The 26698-nt window shown below is 37.7% G+C and carries 11 protein-coding genes; 9 read left to right on the top strand and 2 right to left on the bottom strand.

From position 1 onward, the window contains the following. Nucleotides 1-215 precede the first annotated feature (215 nt). The 4 genes from Q0W95_RS00245 (at nt 216) to Q0W95_RS00230 (ending at nt 19713) form a co-directional block, all read left to right on the top strand. The gene (locus Q0W95_RS00245) at nt 216-15290 is read left to right on the top strand and encodes a SpaA isopeptide-forming pilin-related protein (protein WP_297788300.1); all 15075 of its coding nucleotides are present in this window, start codon (nt 216-218) and stop codon (nt 15288-15290) included. Between the two features lie 414 nt (nt 15291-15704). Next, the gene (locus Q0W95_RS00240; protein ID WP_297788297.1) at nt 15705-17972 is read left to right on the top strand and encodes an isopeptide-forming domain-containing fimbrial protein; all 2268 of its coding nucleotides are present in this window, start codon (nt 15705-15707) and stop codon (nt 17970-17972) included. Between the two features lie 113 nt (nt 17973-18085). Then, nucleotides 18086-18826 carry a hypothetical protein gene (locus Q0W95_RS00235; protein ID WP_297788294.1) on the top strand — a complete coding sequence of 247 codons (741 nt, stop codon included), beginning with the start codon at nt 18086-18088 and terminating at the stop codon, nt 18824-18826. Between the two features lie 89 nt (nt 18827-18915). Next, nucleotides 18916-19713: a hypothetical protein gene (locus tag Q0W95_RS00230; RefSeq protein ID WP_297788291.1), complete on the top strand. Its 798-nt coding sequence runs from the start codon at nt 18916-18918 to the stop codon at nt 19711-19713. 123 nt (nt 19714-19836) lie between these two features. Here Q0W95_RS00230 and brnQ read toward each other — a convergent pair whose 3' ends face one another. Further along, nucleotides 19837-21150 (bottom strand): branched-chain amino acid transport system II carrier protein, encoded by a 1314-nt coding sequence (gene brnQ / locus Q0W95_RS00225; protein ID WP_297788289.1) that lies wholly within the window; start codon nt 21148-21150, stop codon nt 19837-19839. Nucleotides 21151-21427: 277 nt separating this feature from the next. Between brnQ and Q0W95_RS00220 the strand changes: the two genes are divergently transcribed. Genes Q0W95_RS00220 through Q0W95_RS00200 form a run of 5 tightly spaced genes read left to right on the top strand, consistent with a single transcriptional unit; the run spans nt 21428 to nt 25281 of the window. Continuing rightward, nucleotides 21428-22246: a Cof-type HAD-IIB family hydrolase gene (locus Q0W95_RS00220; RefSeq protein WP_297788286.1), complete on the top strand. Its 819-nt coding sequence runs from the start codon at nt 21428-21430 to the stop codon at nt 22244-22246. After that, nucleotides 22239-23030: an MBL fold metallo-hydrolase gene (locus Q0W95_RS00215; protein ID WP_297788284.1), complete on the top strand. Its 792-nt coding sequence runs from the start codon at nt 22239-22241 to the stop codon at nt 23028-23030. The genes Q0W95_RS00220 and Q0W95_RS00215 overlap by 8 nt, the downstream gene beginning before the upstream one ends. Then, nucleotides 23030-23839 (top strand): ATP-binding protein, encoded by an 810-nt coding sequence (locus Q0W95_RS00210; RefSeq protein ID WP_297788281.1) that lies wholly within the window; start codon nt 23030-23032, stop codon nt 23837-23839. Before Q0W95_RS00215 ends, Q0W95_RS00210 begins: the two co-directional genes overlap by 1 nt. Beyond that, nucleotides 23836-24717 (top strand): undecaprenyl-diphosphate phosphatase, encoded by an 882-nt coding sequence (locus tag Q0W95_RS00205; protein ID WP_297788278.1) that lies wholly within the window; start codon nt 23836-23838, stop codon nt 24715-24717. The genes Q0W95_RS00210 and Q0W95_RS00205 overlap by 4 nt, the downstream gene beginning before the upstream one ends. Continuing rightward, entirely contained in the window at nt 24718-25281 is a 564-nt protein-coding gene (locus Q0W95_RS00200) for a DNA-3-methyladenine glycosylase I (protein ID WP_297788276.1), read from the top strand. Between the two features lie 128 nt (nt 25282-25409). Here Q0W95_RS00200 and gltS read toward each other — a convergent pair whose 3' ends face one another. Next, nucleotides 25410-26588, bottom strand: coding sequence for a sodium/glutamate symporter (gene gltS / locus Q0W95_RS00195; protein ID WP_297788273.1), 1179 nt, complete (start codon nt 26586-26588; stop codon nt 25410-25412). Between the last annotated feature and the right edge of the window lie 110 nt (nt 26589-26698).

Here is a 26698-nt window from a genome sequence, read left to right as displayed (position 1 = left end):
AAATTTAGTTTTATTGTCTTTTTTATAAAAAGTGTAAAAATCGCAGAAAAAGTACTTGTATTAAATTTAAGAATAAGTTAAAATTAAGTTAACAAAGGATGCTAAGTATATTATTATTATACACTTATTAGCGTTACAAGAATTCGAAATTAAATTATTGGGGGAGACTAACTTCTTTCAATTCTTTCAACTTGATAAAAACAACGGAGGGTATTATGAAAAATAAATTGAGAGAATTTATGGTTAAGTTATTTTCGCTAATCCTTGCCATAAGTATGTGCATACCGACTAATGTCTATGCTCTAGGTATCAATGACGAGGATGAACAAATGCCTACCATGCTTAGGCTAAGTGAAAGCGAAAGGCAAGATAATGATAAAGTCGATGCTGACCCATACAAAAGTAATGAGAAAATCCAAGGAGAGGATAGCTACGCTCTTAGCCAGAAGGCAAGCCTTAGTGAAGGCCAGGATAGTATTATTTATACTATAAGGCTTGATAGAGAAGAAGCCTCTTCTGACGATGACCTAATTCTATCTCTTGCCACAAACAAGAACCAGGACTTAACTAAGCTTATAGTAAAGGAAGTCAAAGATCTATCTACGCCAAGTGAAAATATTGACTACATAGAAGAAAGAAAGGACGATGGAGACTTACATACTCTATCAATAAAGACTCCACCTACAAGTAAGTCTATTGAATACACCATAGAAGCTCCTATACATAAGGAAGGAATTTCTACTGACAAGTTGTATTCTTTTGACCTATCCTTAGATCAAGAAGGGAGAAATTTGGATTTAAGAAGAATTTCCTATAAGTTTGTTGAAGAAGAAGACGAAAATAACCCAAGTATTAAAAATCTAGTCCTAAGAAATATCAAGGAAAAGGATGATTCTCTAAGAAAAATCACCTACAATAAGGGCGATGAAGAAGCCCAAGATGATACCCTAACTTACACCGACTACCTAATCTCCAAGGACAAGGGGGATGAGGCAAGCAAGGATGAAAAGAAAAATGAACTTATCTACAGGCTTGAGATCGATGAAAATCAAGATCCAAGCACTGGAGAAATAACCCTTGATTATTTTAAGGCTGGTGATAAGGGCTTTGACCTCAAAAAAGAATACTCAACAACCATCCCTTATACAGATGAAACAACCCTAGACCTTCCTCAAGGATATATCTTAAAGGTAACCTATACCAATAAGCTTGATAAGAAAAACACTAAGGTTATAAAATATTCTGTCAATGGCAAGGGTGTGAGAAATCCTCGCTTCGTTAAAGAAGAGGAAAAACCATCAGATGATGATGAAGATGGACCCCAAAAGAAACAAGCAGATAAAAACAAGCTAACAAAAAAATCTAATAATAAGACTATAGAAGATAAGTCCAACAACAATAGTAAAAAAGCCCTCACTAACCTAGAAAAGGCTGACAGAGAATTGAAGAATGCCCTAAGGGATAAAAATAATAGCTTAGAAGATATCCAAAAACTATTAACAAGGTTAGGAGAAAAATATAAGCTAAATAAGGCTGACCAGGAAAAATTGATGACAGCCAATGATTCTCAGATTAAAAATCTTGTAGACAAAGATAGGAAGGAAAACTTTAGACCAAGTAACCTCCAAGTTCGACAAGGAGAATCTAGTCCTTTTGCCGATAAGAAGTTTAAGCTTAAAACAACCATGAAGGTAAAGGCTACTCCTAGCTGGCCAATCCCTTCAGGTTGGTATTTCGACATCCACTTAGGCCCTTACCTAAGAGATGATTTAGGTCAACAAATAAAGGACCTCTACAAGAATAATAGGTTGATTGCAACTGCTGAATACTTGGAAAATGGCAATGACCACTTCATCAGGTATACCTATGTAAGAAAGGTTACAGAAAGTATAGATTTAGATATAGATCAAAATCTAGCTTTTGATACAAGGTATATTGGTAATCAAAAGAAAATTGCTATAAATATAAAAGTTGCACCTAAGAATAACCCAGTCCAAGCTATGCCTACGATTATAGTAAGCGAAAATTCCAAATCACCAGTTACAAGTGAATTTGTTGTAGAAGATAAGGGGGAGAGTAAATCGGGCTCCTACCCTTACCAACTAGATTGGAGGACGACCTCTCAAAAATTAAAGGACAAAGACGAAAAAGAAATAACTTCTCTAATAGGACCAAACCTCGATGGAGCCTATGTAGAATGGAACATTGAAGTTGATACCAAAGACCTGATTAATTCTAAGGAAAATCTAACCTTTAATAACTTAAACTTAACAGTTTTTGCCTCATCCAACCAAGGACTAAAAAACTTCTCCTACAAGGCCTCTAGCAATAAGAGCGATTTAGACTCTAATTCAGGCTACAAACAATCATCAAGATTAGGAGAACTTCTAAGCCAAGCTTCCAGCATAGCAAAATCTGAGCTTGGAGAAAAGTTATACATCAAGGTCAAAGCTCCGATTGATCCCGACCAAGTTCACGAAACTTATTCAATTGGTTTTAGAATCAATCCTGATAAGAACTACATAGATAATCTTCTCCAGGAATACTTAGACAAGTTCGAGAAACTTCCTACACCAATAAAGTGGCTAAAGGGAGTAGAAAATGCTAGAAGATTTGCAGAAGTACCATTTAACCTCGTGGAAACAAACATCCCAGCAACCTTCCTCGGCCTAAAGGATAGGTTTACCAACGAGAGATTCTACTATGATAATACAAGAACTCTAGTAGCCAAAAGAGTATCTGATAGAAGGGCTGATTGGTACGCCTTAGATTTGATCAGACGAGGTGAAAACCAAGACACATCCTTGGATGGGCCTACCTTTGATATAAACAATGGTGAGAGAGAGCAAAATATAAGACCTAAAAAAGTCTACTTTGTTCCTAAAAAAGAAGGTGGTTATAGGAGGACTGAACAAGCAGGAGACGTCGTTCTATCCAATGGCCAATATTATCCAGGAACCCTTGTTTCTTATGAATATGAAAATCAAAAAGCCACCAGGGATGATACCTACAACTTCAAGGTTAACCTAAAAGATAAAAAGAAATTCAATGTCGATGAGGTGTATGACACTGAGGGAGGACGTATAGAACTTTTCACGGAGAAGGTATCTGATCAAGCTCTCGCAAATGGCTATCTAGCATACACAGAAGATCCATACCCAATCATGCGTATCAACAAGAACTTTGATATGGTATCTTGTTTCAACGACCGAGTAAATGCACCAGTATTTACTGGCAAAAACGGAGTCTTCTTAGATATCCACGAGGACGTGGCAGGGGACTACCTAATAGGCAGACTTAACGAATCATTAGGCAATCCATCTGGAAGTTATAATCTAAGAACCTACTTGACAGCAGGAAACTCCTATGATGGCGTTTACTTAAACCACGATGGGATGAGCCAAGGTCAAGCTATGGAAGAATTGATGAAAAAAATCTATTTCTATGGTGAAGAAGTAAAGAAGGATTACTCAAATAGCCACAATGGAGAACAGATGCACAGGCTTATTGAATCATCAATGTTTCAAAGAGTAATCCACCACTTCACAGATGGCAAATCACTCGAAGATGATTATTTCACCGCTCCATCATCCTACAATATGGATGAGTGGAAGGTAGAGCATACCCTTTCAGGTATCAGACAGACCTATCCAAAAACTGGCTGGGATGGCTCCTTTAATGGTTCCCATCCTGATAGGAAAACAGACCAAGGCTTGAGGAAGCTAAGGGATAAAGAAACAAGAATCAAAAACTATCCACCAGTCCAAGCAACCCAACACGATATGGCGGTTAACCTTTACAATAAAGTCATAGCTTCCTATAAAAAAGGCAACGACTGGAATGCTGATAAGGCAGATTCTGTAAAGTTGGTCTTCTACAGCCACACCGAAGAAGGAAAATACCAAGAGCTAATAGCAGGTCGTGTAATGGCACCAATTGAAATTGATAAGTTCAAAAAAGATGGAACTAAGCTTAAGGGTGCCACATTCCGTTTTACCAATATAGACAATGGTGAAAATAAAACATGGACCTCAGATGATGGCAAGCAAAGCCACAAACTATACCTAAGACCAGGTAGATATAAGGTTCAAGAAATTGGACAACCAGCAGGCTATGAAAAAATAGAAGACTTCGACCTTACTATCAAAAGGGTTGAGATATATCCTGATGATGGCCCTTACAAGGCAAAAAAACTTCCTAGCATCCATGTTAATGACGGATTTAAGACAGAAGTTGTCCTTGGTGATAAGATTCCTAAATCAGTTGATGGAAGTGAGCTTGTTAAGCTTGATGGAAATAAAATAAGAGTTTCAGTAACAAATATCGAAGATAACCTTGGTAAGTTAGAATTTATCAAGAAAAATAAGTTCATAAACCTTGATGGAGCAGAATTTAGGCTAAGAAAACTAAAAGATTCAAGTGTAGATAAGGCTAAAATTAACATAGATAAGCTAAATGATACGGACTTTGATAGTAAATACGACCAGACATCTAAGGGAACTATTGGAGAATTCAAATTTGAACAAATTCCTGTAGGCTATTATGTCCTAGAGGAAACAAAAGTCCCATATGGCTATGAAAAATCTCCTAGCTACCTCCTTTCCGCTGAGCAAACTAATATTTCAGGAAAGAAAAAGGTTGAAGTAAATTTTGTTGGCAAAAAACTTGAAACGCTGAAGGCTACAAGGGATGGAAAAGTTGTAGACCTTCCTATAATTAGGAACTATACCAAAAAGATAGATATCAAATTTAGAAAAGTTAGAACAGAAAACCTTGAGACAAGCAAGGAACATCTTGGTCTTGGAGATGCAAAATTTAGGTTGATGTCTCTAAAGACAGTTGATGGTGATTTCTACCTAGAAGAAGCCTACACCGACAATACTACAAAAACCGAACCTCCAAGAAAAAAGGTTGATGGTCAACAAGCTGAGGGAGGAGGATATATAACCTTCAAGGGCCTAAAAGCAGGTGAATACTTGCTAGAAGAGCTGGAAGCCCCAAAAGGCTACAAGAAAACCGACCTATATGGCTGGAAACTTGTAGTTAGTGAAAATAAAGAAGGAACAAATAAGGGAGAACTTTCTTACAAGCTCTATGAAGTTCCAAAGGCAGGAGCAGGCGAAAACCAAGATAAGATTTTCAATTCAACTGACCTAAAAAAAATAGATATATCTGAACTTATAAGTGCTAAGGGCAAGGTAAAAGCCTATCAAATAGCCAATGAATCAAGAACCATAGACATTACTTTCAAAAAGTACAAGGGAAAAATAATAGAGCAAGATGGCAAACATAAAGTAGAAGCTAATGAAGTTACCAATAAGCTAGAAGGAAAAAACAAACAACCAGTAAGTTTCAACATATACAAGTCAGACTTCTATGGGGCAATTATTGGAGATAAGGATGCTAATGGAGACTTCATCCCATTAAACAAAACCCCAATTATCCAAGACGAAAATGGAATCTTCCACCTCAAGGGTTTGGAGTTTGGTGGTTACTATATCCTAAGAGAAACCAATCCACCAAAGGACTACCAAAAAGCTGACGATATCCTCCTAAAGGTCGAGGCTGAGGCAATAGCTAACGAAGGCAAGATGAAGGTAATCGTAAGAGACCCTAACACCAACGCCAAAACCGACTTCCATTCAGTATTTGAGGGAGTAGTAGACTTCCCAGAAAAAGAAAAATTAGGAAAGTTCTCTATCAAAAAAGTAGGTAACGCAATAGGCTTTACAGATGAAAATGGCAATCCTATAAGGGTAGGCTTAAGACGTGCCTACTTTAGACTCTACACTGCTGATGATAACTTTGAGATATTAATGAATGGAAAATATCCAAAAGAATACGTCCAAAAGGTTACACCTGGAGTTCCAATAACCAAAGAAGATGGCAAGGGCGGTCAAACAGGCAAAAGTCCTAAAGAGATTGCCGATGAAGCTCCTAACCAAGGTATAGTAACCTTCGATCAGCTAAAACCAGGCAACTACGTCCTCGAAGAATATAGAGGACCTGCAGGTTATGAAAAAGATCCTGGTAGATGGTACATCGTAGTAGAAAGAAATGGAACTGTCAAAAAATACAGAGACAACCCAAAGACCTCTAACAAACCTAGGCAAGTGGACTACTCAGCCCAAAGCCTAAGATATAGGAGTGTGGGTCTTGATATATCAGCACCTATACAAGTTGATAGGATAATGCAAGCACCAACTGACCCTGGACTAGAAGAAATCCAACCATACAATATCGATTCTGAAAATGCAAACATCACAGTAAGGGCAAGTGGCGTTGATACCACAGATGGATCTCGTGATATTAGGGTTAGGATAACTCCGAAAACAAAAAAAGTAGGCAAAAATAAATCTCACTGGATCCTCCTAGTTGATAGATCACAAGATTATTCAAATAAATTAAATAACCTTGACAACAACATTAATAAGTTTATCACAGATCTAAGAGCTAAGGCTAACACAGATGGAGCAGAAGTATACCTATCCATAATTGAATATTCTGGAAATAATCCAAAATTCAATAAAGTATTACTCGAAAAGACGAATATCAAAGACCTAGATAATGCAAGGGATTACTCATACAAGATGGGTATATTAGAACCTGGTCAATTTGAAGGTCAATTTAATATAATTGACCAAGAGGTTGGAGTAAAGGATTATTTGGAAAAAGTTGGAGTTGATAAAAGAGTCGGTATCCTAGACGGTGGCGATAGATTGCTAAAGCTAATAAATGAAAATTTAGCCAAGCTAACAAGCGATACCTATGACAATAAATACCTTATAAACTTTGCAAGTTTTAAGTCAAAAGAGGTCAAAAGAACTGGGGAATTGAGAGGACCTTTTTATCAAATTGAAGCAATTAAAGCATTAAAAGATAGAGGTTATACGCCTGTACTTACTCATGTTGACCAAGATACAACAGAATTAAGTCCAAAAGCCCAAGAGTATAAGGGTGAAATTGCTAAAAATTCAGCCTATAATTTCTTTGGTCAAACCCTAAAGCAAGTGCTAGCCAACAAATCCTACAAAAAAGCAAGAGACTTTGCTCCTTATGTCCAAAAAGATTTGTTGGATGGGATATTAAATACTGACTCAAACTTCACATCCCAAGGCAAAGAAGAATCTTTGCTTAAAGACGGAAAGCTAAGCATAGCCACTAGTAACGGGGTCAAAATCAAGTCCTACTCTATAAGCAAGGATGGAAATGAGCTTGACAGTTCAAGGCAAATTACAGATTCCATAGACAAAGACATTAATCTTGGTGTTGGAGAAAGTCTCGACCTTACCTACAAAGTAATCTTGGATGCTAATGCAACAAATAACACTGCTTATCAAATCCATAAGTGGATGACCTATAAGAAAAATCCTACAGACACTGGAATAAACCTTGACACTAGGTCAATGGTAACCAAGAAAATTAACCAAGAGCCAAAGACTTACAAGGTTAAAAAGAGGGTAGAAGGATTTGGAAGTGTAACTTTTGAAGATACGAATAAAGAATTTTCTGAAGGTGAAGACGTATACTTTAAAACACACAAGGAAAATGGTTATGGTATAGACAAACTTGAGATAAGAAACCTAGCCACCAATGAGCTAGTAGCCTATACTAATTATAGTAATAGGTATAAGTTCAAAATGCCAGCAGGAGATGTTGAAGTTTATGCAAAATTTGTACAAAAGCCTCAAACACCTAGCTATTCTATAACAATAAACCAACCAGTAGGTGGTAGGCTTGTTGCTAGTAAGGCAGAATATATAAAGGAAAATGATCAAGTAACCTTAACTATCTATCCAGATACAGGTAAAAAACTAGACAAGCTAATTGTTGATGGTAATGAAGTAAGTCCAAGTGGCAATTCCTATACCTTCAAGATGCCAGCTCATAATATAATAGTTAGTGCAAACTTTGTAGAAGAAAATACCAATCCTCAACCAGCAGGTAATGTAGATCTAAAGACTATCTTCACCTACTCTAACCAAAAGGATGGCAAAGATGACAGCAATCCTCCAGAAGGCTTTGCTGGAGAAATCAAACTCTTAGTTAAAGACCAGCAAGTTTTAAGAACTATAGCAGGATGGAGTCAAGTTGGACCAACGCAAAAAGCTCCATATAAGGGAGAACTAACCTTCCCAAATCTTGACCCAGCAAGAACTTACAGACTTGAATATACAAGATATGAAGCAAATGCTAGTTTATGGGGTACAGATACTACAACAATAATCGATCTTGATATGACCCAAGCCAAAGAAACAGAGGGCGGAAATCATCTATTGAAAGTTACAATCTCAAACGGTAACCTAATAGAAATCTTCAACCACGACGAAACTGGTTTTAGAATTCCTCTAAGAATTACTAAGGTCAATGAAAACAAGGCAGCCCTAACGGGTTCACAATTTAAGGCTCGTAAGCTAATAAATGGTGAAAAGGTAAATATCTACAAGAAAAATGATGATGGAACCTACACAGATACTGGCAAAAAGGGCTACCCAAAATACTATGACGAGAAATTTGACGGAGTATCAGAAGCTACTGGTAAACCAGGAGATAACTACTTCAGAGAATTAACCCCAGGTATTTATGAGCTTACAGAAATCAAAATGCCAGATGAAACTTACAGGCCTCCAAAAGATAAAAATGGCAAGGACATGAAGTGGTATTTCAAGGTTGTAATAAACAAAGAAAAAGTACCAAGAGATGCCAACTACATGGATATCACCTTTGACTTTGAACACACCTTCAAAGAAACTGATGATTTCAACATTGGCATAAGCGAAGCTGAAAAGAAAGACCTTATAGGCAAAACTATCAAGGGCTTCAAAAAGGGAGACCCAGACTTTGCTAGATACATCGAAGAAGTAAAAGATGATGGTCGTTCCGACCCAGCAAGGCCAGATGCTCCATACAAATGGATTCACGATGCGAGAGTTACCAACTACAAGAACAAAACAAGCCTAAACTTCTTCAAGAAGGATAAAAACACCTATCAAAATATCGAAGGTGCAGAATTTAGCCTAAGAAAAGCTAAGCTTGATGAAAATGGAAGCCTAGTCCTTAAAAATAATGGCAAACCAGAATATGCTCCTGAAATAACTATAGGGGCAGATGGTAAGGCCTTAACAAAAGAAGAACTAGACTCAATTAGAGTAAAACCATACGATGAAAAAAGTAAATTCGCCAAGGCTGTGTCAAAGGAAAAGCTAGGAGTAGAATTTACAAATATCGAAGCAGGAACCTATATTTTAGAAGAAATCAAACCAGCCAAAGGCTACAAACTTCCAGATTCATTCTTGACAATAACCTTCACTGAAGATAAGGATGGTTCATGGAGGAAGGTCGTTACGGGTTACGAAAAAAATAGCGAAGGCAAGTATCAAAAAATGGATGAGCCAAATGATTTCTTCACTAGAAATGCTTTAGGCAAGTTCGTAAGCATCAATAACGAGAAAAGCTACATCGACCTTAAATTCCAAAAGATTGAGGGAGCTAAAAAGAATGGTAAAGAAGTACCTGTTAGCTCTTCTGACTTTAGACTAACTGAAGTTGATGAAAAAGGCAAGAAGCTTGAGGGTGGCTATGATAAGACTATCTATTCTTACGCCAACTCCCACTTTGAATTTAAGTACCTAGCAGTTGGACGCTACAAGCTTCAAGAAATAAGGGCTATAGATAAGTTTGAAAAGCCAGATCCATGGTTCTTTAAGGTAGTTCAAGATGAGAAAACTCATAAGCTAAGGATAGAATTTGACAAAACTAATGGAGACTTTGATAAGTCCCTAGGCTTTAAGACAAAGGCTAATGGAGAGCCTGCCTACGATGAAGATGGCAACCTCCAAGACCTTAAGATCAGAAACTACAGCAAGACGAACTTCTCCTTCATAAAACTCAAAGATGAAAAAGACAAAAATGGCAACAAACTTCCGCTAAAAGACGCCTACTTTAGACTCAAAAAAGTAAGATATTCAATGGCAGAAGGTGCCAAAACCTACGAATACTATGGAGAAGACAAAAATGCCGTTCTCAAAAAATATACAAATGGCAATAGGATAACAGAATTTACTGAAACAGGAAGGGTAAGCACATTTACCAATAATGGCAAAGTCTATAAATATGATTCTGACGGCAACCTAGAAACAGTTGACGGCCAAAAACCAAGCGAAGAAGATAAAAAGGTTAGGCCAGACTCAATAACATCAGCTACAGGTAAGTACAGTGCCTTGCGTCGTTCTCAATCTGATGGTAGTGTGGACTTCCAAAACCTAGGCGAAGGAATCTACCAGCTAGAAGAAGTTGGAATCCCAGAAGGATACCAAAGTGATAACAAGCAATTCAAATGGATATTTGAGGTCAAAAAGACAGCTGATGGACTTAAGGTAGACCACGACCCTAAGATTGAAAAGGAATATTTCCAAAACTATGGCAAGGACTACTACCCAACCTACACTAACAATAAATTTGATACAAAACAAAATATCGAAAAGGTTGAGGGAGATAACAAGTATTCTTATAAGATAACTAACACCAAAACCACCACAAACCTAAAGTGGAAGAAGATTGGCTCTAGGAGTACATCTGATCTAATAAAAAAAGATACCAAATTCATCTTGCTAAAGACTTCAAATAAGCCAGAAGATATAGATTCAGCTAAATCAGGTCAATCTGAATTTCCACCATATCAAGTAGAAAGTTCGGATGGTAGCTTTGAAATCAAAGACCTATCCAAGGGCGTCTATGTCCTCATAGAAACCCAAGCCCCAGAAGGTTATGAAGATAGCGATAGGAAGATTGCAATAAAAGTATACGAAGACAAAGATGGAGCTATAAAAAAACAATTCTATGAAATAGATAGCCAAAATAATCTTCTAACAAGTGCGGCAGACTTCCAAACCTTGCTAAATAGAAACCCATCAAAACCTGAAGTTCATACAGATACAGATGGAAGTATCTATGTAATCAACAAGTCCAAACCATATTTCTTCTACCTATCAAAGGGCTTTATGGATAAGAATAAGTTCACCTATATAAACAAGGGCAAACTTAGGATAAAAATCTCAAAGGATCCTGCCGATACATCAAATACCGATGATACGGTCTATGAACAAATAATCGACCTATCTGACGCCAAGTCCTATAGGATTGACCTAAACAACACTATCCAACTAGGCAAGGACTACCTCCTAGAAGAAGTGGAAGCACCAGATGGATTTGCAAAAACTAAGTACAAGTACAGACTAAGCTTTGCTTTCATACCGCCTGACCAAAAATTCGTAGCTATCCTAAAGGCAGTCCTAGATGAAAAAGGAAAGCCGCTTACAGACGCTAGGGGAAACATAACAGAGTCTAATCAATACCTAGGCAAGGGAGCCAATATCGGCGATGGATTTGAGTTTAGAATCATAAACAACAAAACTGAAATCAAATTTAAGAAAGTGGGACTAGATGGGAAAAATGAAACCCCACTAAAGAATATTGCCTTCTACCTAGAAAAACAAGACCCAGACGATATCCAAACCACCAACCAAGGTTACTATCCATTGACTTCAAACATGGAAATGATTAAACCTGAACGAAGCCCTCAAGGAAAAACTACCTACTACTATATAAGCAAGGAAACTGGAAAGAAAGTAACAAGTGGAGTAAGTCCAGAAAATAGTAGAAAAACTTACACCTCTGATGAAGATGGTCAATTCGAAATAACGAACCTAACTGATGGTTACTATAGAATTATAGAACCAAAGGCTCCAGAATATGAACCAGGCAAAAGATACATGCAAGTTCAAGGACCAATCAAGAGATTTAGAGTTGTCCAAGGTAGGATAAGGATATTTGACAAAGGCAAAGATGGCAAAATTGTAGAAAAAGAAGTAGATGAAAATAATATAAGCACCCTAGGAAAAATCGTAAACAAAAAACCAGGCAAGGGAGAATTTACCTTGACCAAGCTAGATGAAAAAGGCTCTCCTCTAGCCAATGTCAAATACACCCTCCACAATACGGACTCAGAAGAAACCCAAGTCGGAAATGACCAATACACGACAAATTCTGAAGGAAAAATAGTTTTCAAAGACCTAGCTTATGGCTACTATTGGTTGAAGGAGAGCAAAACCAAGGATGGCTATATCCTAGATTCCAAAAAGAAACTGATAGCCTTAGGCGGAGGAGATTGGGGACCTACACCAGCCAAGAAAGATGATATTTCGAGTGCAATCACCTTTGATGGAAAAAAGGAAGAGCTTACATCAACAGAAGATTCAAAAAGAACAAATGTTGTCTATCCAAACAAGGCAGAAGGCATGCTTGCTAAATTCAACTTCAAGATAGATCCGAAAATCACAATCAAAGCTGGAGACTATTTCACAATCAACTTCTCAGACAATGTTGACCTTGATGGAATATTCAAAACCAATGAAGATGAAGGCAAAAACCCTGACTCACGTTTTGACATAATCGGCCCTGCTGGAAAGCTTGCCGAAGCAAAGATTAACACAGATAGAAAATCAATAACCTACACCTTTACTAACTATGTCAAAGACTACAAGCCAGACACTATGTCAATGCTAGTCCAACTTTTCCCAGACAGAAGAAAGGTAGACCACACCCAAGACATAGAAGTAACAGCAGATATAGGAATCAACACGGACCCAGACAGTAGGCAATATCATTATTCTGACAAAATCAAAATTGACTACAGGGGAGAAAATGAGAAAGTAGGCTACACTGGTTACCAAAACCCACAAGTAGACATATCTTCCTATATGCTAAGGCTTGACCCTGACGGCAAGACCTTTACAGCCATAATCTACTACAACCCTTGGAACAAAACCCTATCGAACAAAAATATAACCTTCACTACCGACCAAGACATAGTAGTTGACGATAGCCTCTCTGTTAGAACCTACAAAAAACAAGGCCCAGGAAGCCATCCAACAAAATTATTTAATGGCTGGCAAGAAGGCGACCTCCCAGACTCCTATGATATATATGAAGACGGAAAGAGTGGTACAGTTCGTAGTGATTTGAAACTAGTAGATAAGGGAGGAGACAAATACAAGTGGTATCCAACCAAAACTTGGACAGAGATTGAAGAAGTAAATGCCTACAGTCCTTATGACTACTATAAGTATGACTATAATTATGGTAAATATAGGTATTACAGGTATGTTTCCAAAAACAACAGTAGCGAGAAAATCACCAGACAAATCACCATCCCAACTGCCTACCTAAACGACAGATATGCAAATGATTCAACCTATGTAATAGAAATCAAAGGTAAGCTAAAAGGGGAAAATTTAAGCTCGCTAAAGACAACTTCCTACTACGCTAACCACTATGTTTATGAAGATGGTGCTTACTCTTACGCTCATACTGGTAGTTTTGAAACATGGTCTCAATTCTTTAATCCAGAAGGGCTTGGAGATGCCAGAAAGGAAATTAAGCTAGTAAACTACAAGAACAAAATTGAATTTGCCAAAGTTGATGGTGGAGTCCTATCAAATGTAGTCGACCAAACCCAAGACAATCCTCAAAAACTCAAAGATTTGGGTCTTGGACTTCCACTAAAAGGAGCCGTTTTCAAACTTCAAAAAGATGGAGCTGACCTTGAAGGATCCACAAGAACATCCGACGGCGACGGAATTTTCTCTTGGAAAGGACTTACAAAGGGTCACTACGATCTTTATGAAATAAAATCACCAGATGAGACCAAGTACGACTTGCCAACAAATCCTGTATCAAGCTTTGATGTAGACAAAGATGGAAACATAATAAACATCAAAGATGCCAAGCAAATCATCGAAAACCACAGAAAAGCAAAAATCAAGATTAAAAAAACCGACCAAGATGGCTTGACCCTAGAAGGGGCAGAGTTCACCCTAACCCCAACAAGCGGACAAAAAGATCCGACCGACCCACAAAAGAACTTCCCAACCAAAACCCTAAAGACAAACGCAGAGGGAATAGCTGAATCGGATAGCTTGCCAGAAGGTAAATACGAGCTAAAAGAGGAAAAGGCACCAGCCACCTACACTAAGTCCGACAAAATATGGCAGCTAGAAGTGAAAAAAGATGGCAAAATCAAATGGCTAAACTCCTTCGACGACTCGGAAGATGAAATGAAGAAAGTAAGCGTAAGTGCTTATTCAAATGACTCTGATAAAGAAAACCTCAAGGCAGAAATCATTGGAATTGACACAAAAGCCAAGACCTTTAGGCAAAAAATAACAATCAAAGCCAAAGAAAGCCAACTAGAAAAAGCGAGATTGCTCGTAGAGGGAAGGGGAGCGACCTTAACCCAAGCCACCACCAAGGTAAGGCTGGTACAGCTTGGAGCAAACGCCACCCTCCTAGCCAAAGATGAGTCAACCTACACTGTCGAAACAAAAGAAGCCACCTTAACCCTCCGCATCACTCCTCCTTACCGTAACAAGAAAGAGCCCCTACCATTAGGCTCAAGCGGAAGCGAAACCACCCAACCAAGCCAGCTATCAGCTGACGAAGAAAGAACATATCAATTCATTATTGATATGCCTTACAAGGATGATACAAAAATAGGAGCCAAGCTAACCTATGATGTTGGAGAAATAAACCAAAGTACAGGTCATATTGAATTCGGAACAAAGGATATCAAAACAAGCCTAGATAAATATACGCAAATAGAAAAGCTAACCATATCCAAAGACCCAGTAGCCATGAAAGACTACCAAAACTACTATCTAGTACGAGATATCAACCTCCTAACAATCGACCTTGCTAATATCAAACGCCCTGACCTCTACCTAAAGAAAGTTGACCAAGATAACGAAAATATAGGTCTGGCAGGGGCAGAATTTGAACTACAAATCAAAGTAGGAAGTGCCTACCTACCAATCAAAACTGACGGAACTCCGATAGGACCAACAGATACAACCAGCAAAAGGTGGACTTCAAGCTCAAAGAAAGACGGCAGCTTTGAATTTAGCTCAATACCTGATGGCGAATATAGAATTTACGAAACCCAAGCACCTTTGGGCTACGTCCTAAAAGACAGGACAGTCTACAAGTTTAAGGTCGACAAGGGTAAAATATATGAGGTTGACAAAGAAAGCGATAAGCTAGAAAAAAGAGACCTCCTGGTTGGAGAAGACAAAAACTCTGCCACAAACCGCATAAAAATCAAAAACAAAAAGGCGGTCTACCCATACACAGGAGGAGAAGGCCCATGGTTCGGCTATAGCCTACTAGGAACCATAACCATGACCCTCGCCGCAAGCTACCTCGCCCTAAAGAAAAGGCAAAAAAAAGAAGGCTGACCTCTAAGTAAGAGCTAAGAAGAAAGGTCCAAGGAATAACTTATGACAAGCTTCAACACGAGCTAACAACCACTTAAAAATATAAAAGATTTTTATTAGTATCTAGTAGGAAATAAATAAACATAAAAATATTCAAAAAAACTATACACAAATTATAAAAATCTGATATAATAATTATATAGTATGCAAACTGTACTAGAAGGCAGGTAAAAAAGGCAATACCCAAGCCCCACCTGCAAGAAACCTTAACCCAAGGGTCAAGGAAGATGTATGTAAGCCCCACTTCAAGTGGGGATTATATAAAAGGAATGAAACATTCATTCACTCGACCAATCCCGTTGATAGTTGGCCGAGAGGGGAGCCTATACATAGGTTATATCGACAAATTGAAAATTTTAAAAAAGGAGAGAGGATATGAAAAACAAATTATTTTCAATTTTCACTGCACTAGCAATGGTACTAGGCATCCTAGTAGCACCATTCACAAGTGCAAAAGCGGCTGAAGATGTTAATACTAACATTAGTAAAGATCCAAAAGCTGTTACAAAAACAGTTACTCTTCATAAGCTTATGATGACTAAGGATGAATTAAAAGCTTGGGACTCAAAGGCTATCGAAGAAAAAGGATACGATGGTTCACAAAATCTTGATGCACTCAAGAAGTTTCTAACTACTGGCCATACTGCTCACGAAGCAAATGATATATTCTTTGCATGGAAAGTTAAGGGTAAAGAAACAACCACAGTAGGAGAAAAGAAAGTAGCCCAATATATTAAGGGTAAAGTCGTTAATGATGTAATGACTCCTGAATTTAATGGAGACGACTTAGTTTTCACAACAAATATTGATGAAGCCTTCGGTGGTCTTACAAAGAATAGCGCAGGTATTAAGTTTGATACATCAAAACTAAAGGGAGCTTTTGTAATCGACGAAGTTAAAGAAAAATCTACTTACAAAAACGACGGAAAAACAATTGTTGACCAAAAAGCAGTTCCAGTAGAAATCACCCTTCCATTGGCAAACAAATTAGGTACTGTAATAGACGCACATGTTTATCCAAAGAACACAGAAGATAAACCAAAAATCGACAAGAACTTTAAAAAAGCTGATACAACTAATAATGAAAAAGAATTAGAAAAGGCTGCAGGATTTGACGAAGCTGACCAAAATGCAGGCATCGGCGTTGGAGCTAATGTAGATAACTGGGATAAGAAAAAAGCAACAGCAAAGGCTGAAGTTGGTAAGAAGATTCCTTACGAAGTTAAAACTAAGATAGAAAAAGGAACATCTTACGAAAACCTAACCTGGAACGATATCATGACCAATGGTCTAACCTTCAATAAAGACCTTAAAATCACAGCTGATAATAATATAACTTTCGATAACACAACTGACTATGAATTAGTACAAGATGACAATGGTTTCAGACTTCAACTAACACCTGCTGGTCTAAAGAAAATCAACGACGTTACTCTAGTAACTGAAACAGACAGCGTACAAAGAAAAGATGTAACAATCACTATTCAATACTCTGCAACAGTTAATGGTACAGCTGTTGTTGATCAACCAGAAAAGAACAACGTTACATTAGAATATGGCCACAAACCAGGTAGCAAACACACTCCAAAAGATGTAACACCAAAAGATGGTAAAGTTAAAGTAACAAAGAAAATTAAAGACTTAGCAGATGCAGAAGATCCATCTGAAACAAATGCAAAAGACCTCAAATTAGTTTATACACTAAGAAAAGGTGATAAAGCTTACTCAGTTGCTCTTACTGTTGCCAATAAAGCAAGCAACGACCCAATTGACTTAGGAGATGGCATTAAATTTACCGTAACAGGACTATTTGCCGGTGAATTCTCTGGTCTAGGAGAAGATGCAACAGGTTGGACAATCGAAGAACGTGTGGCAGGATACAACCCTGAATATACAACAACAGAAGCAGGCCAAGTAACAATCACAAACAAGAAAGACAATACCAACCCACCACCACTAACACCAACTGTTCCTCAAGTAGTTGTAGGTGGAAAGAAATTCGTTAAGACAACAGAAAAGAAACCTGCCGAAGTTCAAGATGCAGACAGACTAGCAGGAGCTAAGTTCGTTGTTAAAAATAATGATGGGAAATACCTTGCTGCAAAATCTGTAGATACTGTTCAAGCAGAACAAGAAAAACTTGCCACAGCTAAAACTGCCCTAGATGATGCTGTTAAAAAATATAACGAAAGAAAAGACGATACAGAAAAGGCTAAATTAGTAAAAGCAGTTAATGAAGCTCAGGATACTTACAACAAGGCATTCAAAACAGCTGGCATAAGATATGAATGGAAAGACAGTTCAAAAGATGCTGGAGTAGTTATCTTAGTATCAAACGAAAAAGGTCAATTCGAAATCAATGGTCTTGAGTATGGTGACTACAAACTAGAGGAAATTGACGCTCCAAAGGGCTATGCTAAGAGAAATGACGAAAAATTTACAGTAGCCAAAGGCACAGACACAGATACAAATATTAAGTACAAAAAAGATGATAAAGCTAACAACGCTAAACAAGTTGTCAACAGAACTGTAACCATCCCACAAACAGGTGGTATCGGATCTCTAATCTTTATCGTAGCTGGTGTTGCAATCATGGCATTCGCTTACTCAGCTTACAGAAAAAGCCAATACCAAGAAGCTTAATTTCTAACAAATAAGTGTCAACTAAGACACAAAACCAAAAAGGGGCATATGCCCCTTTTCTTTGGACTAAGAAACTTTAACTAAGTGCTTAGATAAATAATTCGGGAGGACTTATGAATGAAAATAATAAAGAAAACAATAAAGATAATAATAAAGATAATAAAAGTGCTGAAGTAAGTAAGGCAATAGAACTGTTTAATGAATTTTATAAATATATGGATGAGAAGAAAGGGAAATATGTATCCACTTCTAAAAAGTTAATTGCTATCTATGTCATTGACTTTGTCATACTAGTTGTATCCTACATGTTTAATTCCATATTATTTGCTATCTTGTCTTTATTTTTCCTCTTTCTTGTTTTATTATTAATATATAATAATTTCAAAGACCAATTTAAGATGGAGCAAGAAAATGACTTTTACAAACATTTAAAGGGCTTGCTCGATAAGAAAAACTGGTACAAGGCAGATATTATATCAAGTCTTATAGACGAGGCTCTCTACTACAAAGATATTTCAGGCGCCGTTAAGAACGACTGGATTGATACCCTTATCCAGTCCCTCCCCACCTTCAAATCTCTCTCTACCCTCATCTTGGGTGCTATTATTACCATAAAGACCAAGGGTGATTTAATAGTTTATGGGTTTATGATAATAGTCTTATTTTTTATTTCCATTCTCTTTAATAGCTTGCTGGAAGACTTCCAGAAAAACAAAGCCAAAGACTTGTATTTGTATAGCAAGGCAAATTGTTTTGACCTCTATATTGGCTATTTATATAGGCTTAGGACGGACCTAGCTATAGAAGAGAATAGTAAGGAAGATTCCCATCCTAAGAATATGGCAAGAGAATAAGGGTGGAAGTAAACTTGGAGTGAACTAGGATAAGCTTAATAGCCCACTAATATTTTTTAGAAGAAATTTTGTAGGTGTAGGGAGGTTCAATGAAAAAAATTTTTAACTTTTTTAAGTATGTGATTATTTGTATTTTCAGGCTATGTGAGTTAGCTATGCTGGCAAGTACAGGGCTAGTGGCTTACAAAATGTTGGGGGCAATAAATTTTGCTGAGGCAAGTCCTTCAGTCTGTATGCTAGTTGTGATGAGTATTCTACTTCCTTTTTCTTTTATTTATGTTATCCTGAGGGATGATAAAAAAATTTTAGATAAGTGGAAGTTGTGGGATTTTTTGATTTTTTCTTTGGTATCTTCAGGACCTATCGTGTATATGAAATACTCATATGGACTGCTGGGCTATATTATAACATTTTCTTTTGCAGGTTTTATCTTTTCGTGGTCTTTGATAACCTTGTATTTTAATAGGCTTATTCTTCTTATTATTATAGGTTCAATTCTGTATGGAATGTTGGATGGGAATGAAAGTTACAACATTATTCTAGCTATTGTTACCTATACAACGAGTAGTTTGGACAAGGAGGATGTCAAAAAATACCTCGGGATAAATTATTTTAATGATAATAAGTTTATAGGGGATAAGTTTAAAGCCATGCTTGCGATAATAAGTACGGCCTTTACAAACATTATTGGCGAAAGGCTATGGGTCAAGGTGGATGCTTATTTAAAAATAAATAAGGGTGGCTATTCTACTCTTTTTTTAAGGGGTGGCTTTAGGCTTGTATTTTCGATATATGTTTATTTTATAATCCTTATTTTTCTGACAAAATATAAGGATAAAATAAGGGATAGGTATAAAAGGAAGGTTAGTAATTTTGTTGGCGAATAGGCAACAAAGACCTAAGCTAAAGAAGATGGGTTTTACTAAGGAGATTCTTATATTTAAGATGTTTGATATTAGCAAGTTTGTATTTATGCAATAAAAAAAACGCAAGATTTTGCGTTTATTTTTTTACCTATTTTCTATTGAAATTTTCTTGCCAAGGCCGAGTTTGCCGAGGATTATACCTAGGATAAAGAAGACCAGGGAAGGAAGAAACCAGGTGAAGCCAAATTTTGCTAGGGGAAGGGTCTTGATAAGGTTAGTAAGATTGGAAAGACCGATTTTTTCGCCAAAAGTTTCTATGAAAGCTGTAAGCATTACTCCACTTACCATTAGGATGTAGGCCATGTTGTAGGGGATTTTTTTCTCGAAAATCATGTAGAAAACGAGAGAGATTATTATTGGGTAGCCAATGTTTAGGACTGGAACGGCAAGATTTATTATGGCATCTACTCCCAAGGATGAGAGTAGGAAGCTTATTATTGTAACTCCAACAACTGTGTAAAGGTATTTGATTTTACCCTTGGTGATTTCTTCGATGAAGTTTCCTGCTGATGAGGTAAGACCAATTGCTGTGGTTAGGCAAGCGAGGGTTACCGATACGCTTAGGGCAAATCTACCGAATTTACCGAGGAGGGTGTAGACAAGGCTTACCAAGATTTCGACACGAGAATCACTTGAGGAGTATAGGCCGCTGGCACTTGCTCCAAGATAGGTAAGTCCTCCATAGACTAGGCTTAGGAAAGTTGAGGCTACAAGGCCGACTGCTATTATAAAAGATAGTTTTTCTTTCCTATTAACCTTACCATAGCCCTTTCTTATGAGATCGGCTACGACTATTCCTGTAAAAAGAGGGGAGGCAAAGGCATCGAGAGTTTGGTAGCCTTCATAGAAGCCTTTAACAAAGTAGCCTTCTTTGACTGGCACATCAACTGGACTGCCGATAGGGCTAAGGATAGCTTTTACTATCACTATTAGAAGGAAGAGGAGGAGGGCAGGAGTTATGTATTTGCCGATTATGGTTACAACGCTCGTTTCCTTGAAGGATAGGGCGAAGGTGATGGTGAAAAATACCAGAGTTACGACCCAGATAGGAAGGTTAGGGAAAAAGGCCTTGAAGCCAACTTCGTAGGTCGTTGCTGCAGTTCGTGGAATAGCAAAGGCAGGTCCTATGCAGATGATGGCAGCTAGGGTTAGGATTTTTGAAAATCTATCGCCCACTCTTTTGCCTATATCAACAGCGTGGCCTCCAGCAAAGGCTGTAACTATTACTGTCAAAATTGGGATAACAGGATCTGCAAGAAGGAAACCAATCATGGTGATAAGCCAGCCTGAACCAGTTATTACTCCCAAGTAGGGTGGAAATATTAAGTTGCCTGCCCCAAAAAATATAGCAAAAAGGGCAAGACCACTTATGAGTATGTCTTTTTTTCTATTAGTCAAAGTTATTTTCTCCTTAGTATATAAAGTATCACAAGCTTGTATTATACCATTTTAAATAAGAATGTAAAAAAATGTTTATTTTTTAATTATTATAGGAAGAAGGGATTAGAATTTTCAAATAGCAAGTTAGCTTGCAAGTAGAAGTTGTGAATAGCTTTAATAACTTGTGGGGTAGGCTTAGCTCTTTCTTGATTGAAAATCAGTCCATTTCTAGTATTATAATAGAGTCTATAAGTGTAGGGGAACTTACACTTTTTTTAAGCTAAAGGAGTTGTCAATGAGAGATATTAAGTTAGTTGTGTTCGATATTGATGGGACTTTGATAGATGATGATAGGAAATTAATTAGTGAAAATATAGAGGCAATCAAGAAGCTAAAGGCTCTAGGAATTAGGGTTGTGCTTAACTCTGGGAGGACTTTTAACGCCATGTGGAAGGTAAGGCAGGCTTTGGACCTTATGGGTTTTGATGATTATAGCATCTGTGGGACAGGGGCCTTTGTAAGGAGAAATGCTGATGGCAAGGCTCTTATTTCCAATCCTTTGGGCAAGGCAGACTATGAGAAAGTCCTAGCTCTTCTTGGAGATGAGGATGTCCAAGTTTCTGTCCATACTAAGAATTATTTGTATCTTAATGAGGAAGTTCCTAACAGAGGATTTTTGGAAGATCAGGCTCAAGTTGGTCTTGCTTGGATGAAGTTTGAGAAGTTCGAGGATATAGAGGATGGAATTTCAAGAATTGCCATAGCTGGAGAACCTTATGTCTTGGATAGCATTTATGAAAAATATGGACAAGTTCTTAAGAAAGATTATAAGCTTATGAGAAATGAAGTTCATATTATGGAAGTTTTGAATAAAAATGCTGGCAAGTCCGAAACTTTAAAGAAGCTTTGTGAAAAGCTAGCAGTTAGGGCAGATGAGCTTATGTATTTTGGTGATGGGATCAATGATATAAAAAGCCTTGATTTTGCAGGGGTTGGTGTTGCTATGGGCTCTGGGAAAGATGAGGCAAAAGATGTCGCAACTTATGTGATTGGCTCTAATAACGAGCCTTCCATTGCCAAATTTTTGGAGGAGTATTTTTGTCTAAATGACTAAGTTTGTTACGCTTTCGTCAGGTTCTTCTGGCAATTGCACCTTTATCGACCATAGGGGTGTAAAAATCTTGGTTGATGCTGGCTTTTCAGGCAAGAAAATCGAAGGACTTATGGAGATGGTTGGGGAAAAGGCTCATGAGTTAGATGCGATTTTTCTAACTCATGAGCACAACGACCACATCCAAGGGGCTGGTGTCTTGTCAAAGAGGTACGATATCCCGATTTTTGCCAATGCGGGAACATGGAAGGGATTTCTTAAGAAGGCTAAGAAGTTAAAGGATGAAAACATCAAGGTATTTAAGACTAACGAGTTTCTAAATTTTAGGTCCATGGACATCCTTCCCATAGGCATCCACCACGATTCCAATGAGCCAGTCGCTTATGTTTTTTATTTGGATAATAAGAAGATAACTATTCTTTCAGATACGGGTCTAGTAGATGAGAAGATGGCATATGAGATTAAGGGGTCGGATATTTATTATATGGAGGCCAACCACGACCTCGAAGCCTTGAAGATGGGGCCATATCCTCATAATCTCAAGCTTAGGGTTATGGGGGCTAGGGGTCATTTGTCAAATGACCAGGCTGCGGAGGCTTTGGCAGATGCCTTGGTTGGCAAGGAGGAGAAAGTCTTTCTCTCCCACCTATCAGATACCAACAATACACCTGAGCTTTCAAGGCTTACTGTCGACAATTACTTGACCCAGATGGGGCTTGATACGAAAAAAGATATACAGTTGGAGGTGTGTGAGAGATACAGACCTTCCAAAATAGTGGAGTTATGATGGAAATTGTAGAAATAGAAAGATCGATTATTAAAAAGTACAGGAAGGAGCTTTGGTCTCCTTTCATTAAGGCTGTAAAGGAGTTTTCCCTAATCAATGAAGGGGATAAGATAGCTGTTGCCATATCTGGTGGTAAGGATTCTCTTCTTTTGGCAAAACTTATCGAAGAATTGCACAAACATTCTAAGGTTAACTTTGATGTTTGCTATATTTGTATGGACCCTGGCTATGATAGGCCCAATAGAGCTTTATTAGAAAAGAATTTAAAATATTTAAAGATTCCAGCTGAGATTTATGATTCAGAGGTTTTTGAGGTGGCAGAGTCAATCACCAAGGGAGCCTATCCTTGCTATATGTGTGCGAGAATGCGTAGGGGCTTTCTTTATGCCAAGGCAAAAGAGCTTGCTTGTAACAAGATTGCCCTCGGCCATCATATGAATGACGTTATTGAAACAACTATGATGAATGTCCTCTATGCTGGTAATTTCAAGACTATGAAGCCAAGGCTAAAGGCACAAAATTTCGAGGAAATGGAACTGATTAGACCTCTCTACTATGCCCACGAAGATGATATAAAGAAGTGGAGAGACCATGTGGGGCTTATGGCTCTCGATTGTGCTTGTACAGTAACTAAGTCTAGCGAATCTTACACAAGAAAGAAAATTAAGGAACTTATCAGAGATTTGAAAAAAGATAATCCAGAAGTGGAAAAATCTATCCTAAGGTCTGCAGAAAATGTCAATTGCGATATGGTCTTGGGCTATCAAATCGGAGGAGAAAAACATTCGTTCATGGAGGAATTTGAATGATTATAAATTTAATTAAGGTTCTCATCCTTTCTATAGTAGAGGGTGTTACAGAATTTCTACCAGTATCGTCAACTGGTCACTTGATTTTGGTAAATCAATTTGTAAAGCTAAATCCAGAAGGCTTTTCCAATGCCTTCAATATTATTATCCAGCTAGGAGCCATCCTTTCTGTTGTGGTAATCTACTTTCAAAAACTTAATCCTTGGGATAGGGAAAAAACAGCAAAATATTTTCCAAAGAATTACCAAAAGCTCAACATCCAATCCAAGGCCTACTTTAGGCTAAGTCATCCTGACCCAAAAACTATGGAACTTTGGAAAAGAGTGGTTGTTGGAGTACTTCCTGCCATGGCCTTGGGTCTTTTGTTCGATGATTTGATTGATGAGTATCTTTTCAAGCCCATGGTAGTAGCAGCCATGCTTCTTATCTGGGGTCTTGTAATTATTTCTGTTGAGAAGAAAAATAGGAATAAAAAAGGCTTCGCCTATGACAACCTAGCCACAGTTCCTTATAGGACTATAATAGCTATAGGATTTTTCCAAACTTTGGCTATGGTCCCTGGGACAAGTAGGTCAGCAGCCACAATTATGGGTGCTATGATTCTCGGTCTATCAAGGCAAGCTGCGGCAGAATTTTCTTTCTTCCTCGCTATTCCAACTATGCTTGGAGCAACTGCTCTAAAGGTAGTCAAGAACTTTTCTGGCTTTACCATCTACCAATGGGGGCTTATCCTTGTCGGAATGGTCCTAAGTTTTGCAGTAGCCTATGTAGTTATCAAAAAATTTATGGCCTACATCAGAAACAACGACTTCATTCCTTTTGGAATTTATAGGATAATTCTTTCCATAATCGTGTTTATTTATTTTGCCCTAGCCTAGATGAAAAATAGATGTGAATGGGTGAAGTCTGACCTGCTAAGAGCCTACCATGATGAAGAATATGGGCTTAGGCATCACGAAGATTCTTATCTTTTTGAGATGCTAGTTCTTGAATTTATGCAGGCAGGTCTTAGTTTTGATACGATTCTTAATAAAAGAGAGGCCATGAGAGGGGCCTTTGATGGTTTTGACTATGAAAAAATTTCCCTCTATGGGGAAGATGAGGTAAAGGAACTTCTTTCCAATGATAAGATAATAAAAAATAGGCTAAAAATAAGAGCCTTGGTTAAAAATGCCAGAGCTTTTATGGAGCTTAGAGAAGAATTTGGATCTTTTGATAAGTATTTGGAAACTTTTGTGGACAAACAAATCGACTACAGAAGAAAGGAAGGCGAAATAATTAGCCAATCGCCTCTTTCAGAAAAACTTGCCAAGGATATGAAAAAAAGAGGGTTCACCTTTGTAGGACCAACAATAATACATTCCTTTATGGAGGCAGTAGGTCTTATAAATTGCCACTTGGTAACTTGCTTTAGGTATGAAGAAGTAAAAAATAGTAAATAAAAAGGCGTAGAAAATAATAAGGGCTTCCTAAGCCTAAAATCTCAGAGGAAAGCTCTTAACTTAAGGTTAGGCTATTATTATTTTCTACACCTACTGGCAAGGGGCAGGTTTAACTAGCCCCCTTATTTTTATGTCAAAATATTGATGAAAAAGATGATAACTAGTGGGTTAAAGAGGTTTACTGCTATGGCAAGGACTATGGGAAAGACAAACATAGCCATGTCGGCTGGCCCTTTTTCCTCGATTATTGCTTCCATATTTGCCATTGCATTTGGAGTTTGACCAAGCCCCACCCCACAATGACCTGCCGAAATCACAGCCCCATCATAGTCTTTGCCACACAAGTTGAAGGTAAAAAGACTTGTGTAGATAGCAATAAAGACAGCTTGAGCAAGAAGGATTATAAGCATAGGACCTGCCAGGCTTGCTATGGCGGAGATGTTTAAGTTGATGAGAGCAAGAGATAGGAAGAGATTAAGGGAAATATTGCCGACAATATTTACATTTTCTAGGTCCACATCTTTTTTGCAATAATCATAAATATTACGCACAACAAGACCACCAAATTGGCAACCTACATAATAAGGAAAGCTTAGTGAAGTGATTTTTAGGATTTTATTTATGAAAGTTCCCAAAAACGCTGCCATTCCAATAAGAATTATTGCCCTCATAAGGGAAGTTTGGTTTACTATTCTTTTTATTTTTCCTTTATCTCCGACATCAAGGCTTCCCTTGGTTAAAAGTTTATTATTTCTAATAAGCCTTTTGGCAACGGGGCCTCCCACAAGAGAGCCTGTCAAAAGTCCGAAGGTTGCAGCGGCGACTCCTATTGAAGTGTTACCATTTGCTCCATGAGCCTCCATGATTTTCCCAAAAGATATAGCTGATCCAATTCCCCCAGTCATAGAAGTCGATCCCATAGCCACTCCGTGGAGGGGATTTATGCCAAGCAGGTAGGAAATGCCGACAGCAATAATATTTTGTAGGGGCAAGAGCAAAATTATAACAAAGGCAAGTTTAAGGCCGAGAAAGCCAGCTTTTTTGAGGGTCTTAAAGGAGCAAGTAAGCCCGATTGAGGCAAAGAAAATGTTCATGAAGAAATCTTGAAGGATGGTATCAAATTTGATATCGTAGGCTAGGTATTTTTTGGCTAAAAAAACTAGAACGCTTATGATAAGTCCTCCAATTACAGGAGAAGGGATGAAAAATTTCCTAAAAAATTCAAATTTATTTTTGATAAAAATCCCGAGTATGTAGGCTAGCATAGCAAGGCCTAGGGATTGTAAAAGGTCTAATTCTATTTTCATTATCAAACTTCCTTTCTATATCTATTGGAATAATATATCCTTAACTTTACTATCTGCAAGAAAAATATCATTAAAATAGTCAGCTTAACTTGCTTCAAGTGCAGGAAATG

Source organism: uncultured Anaerococcus sp., from assembly GCF_947253225.1.
In the GTDB taxonomy this organism is placed as follows: domain Bacteria; phylum Bacillota; class Clostridia; order Tissierellales; family Peptoniphilaceae; genus Anaerococcus.
This window is presented reverse-complemented; position numbering and strand designations above follow the sequence as displayed.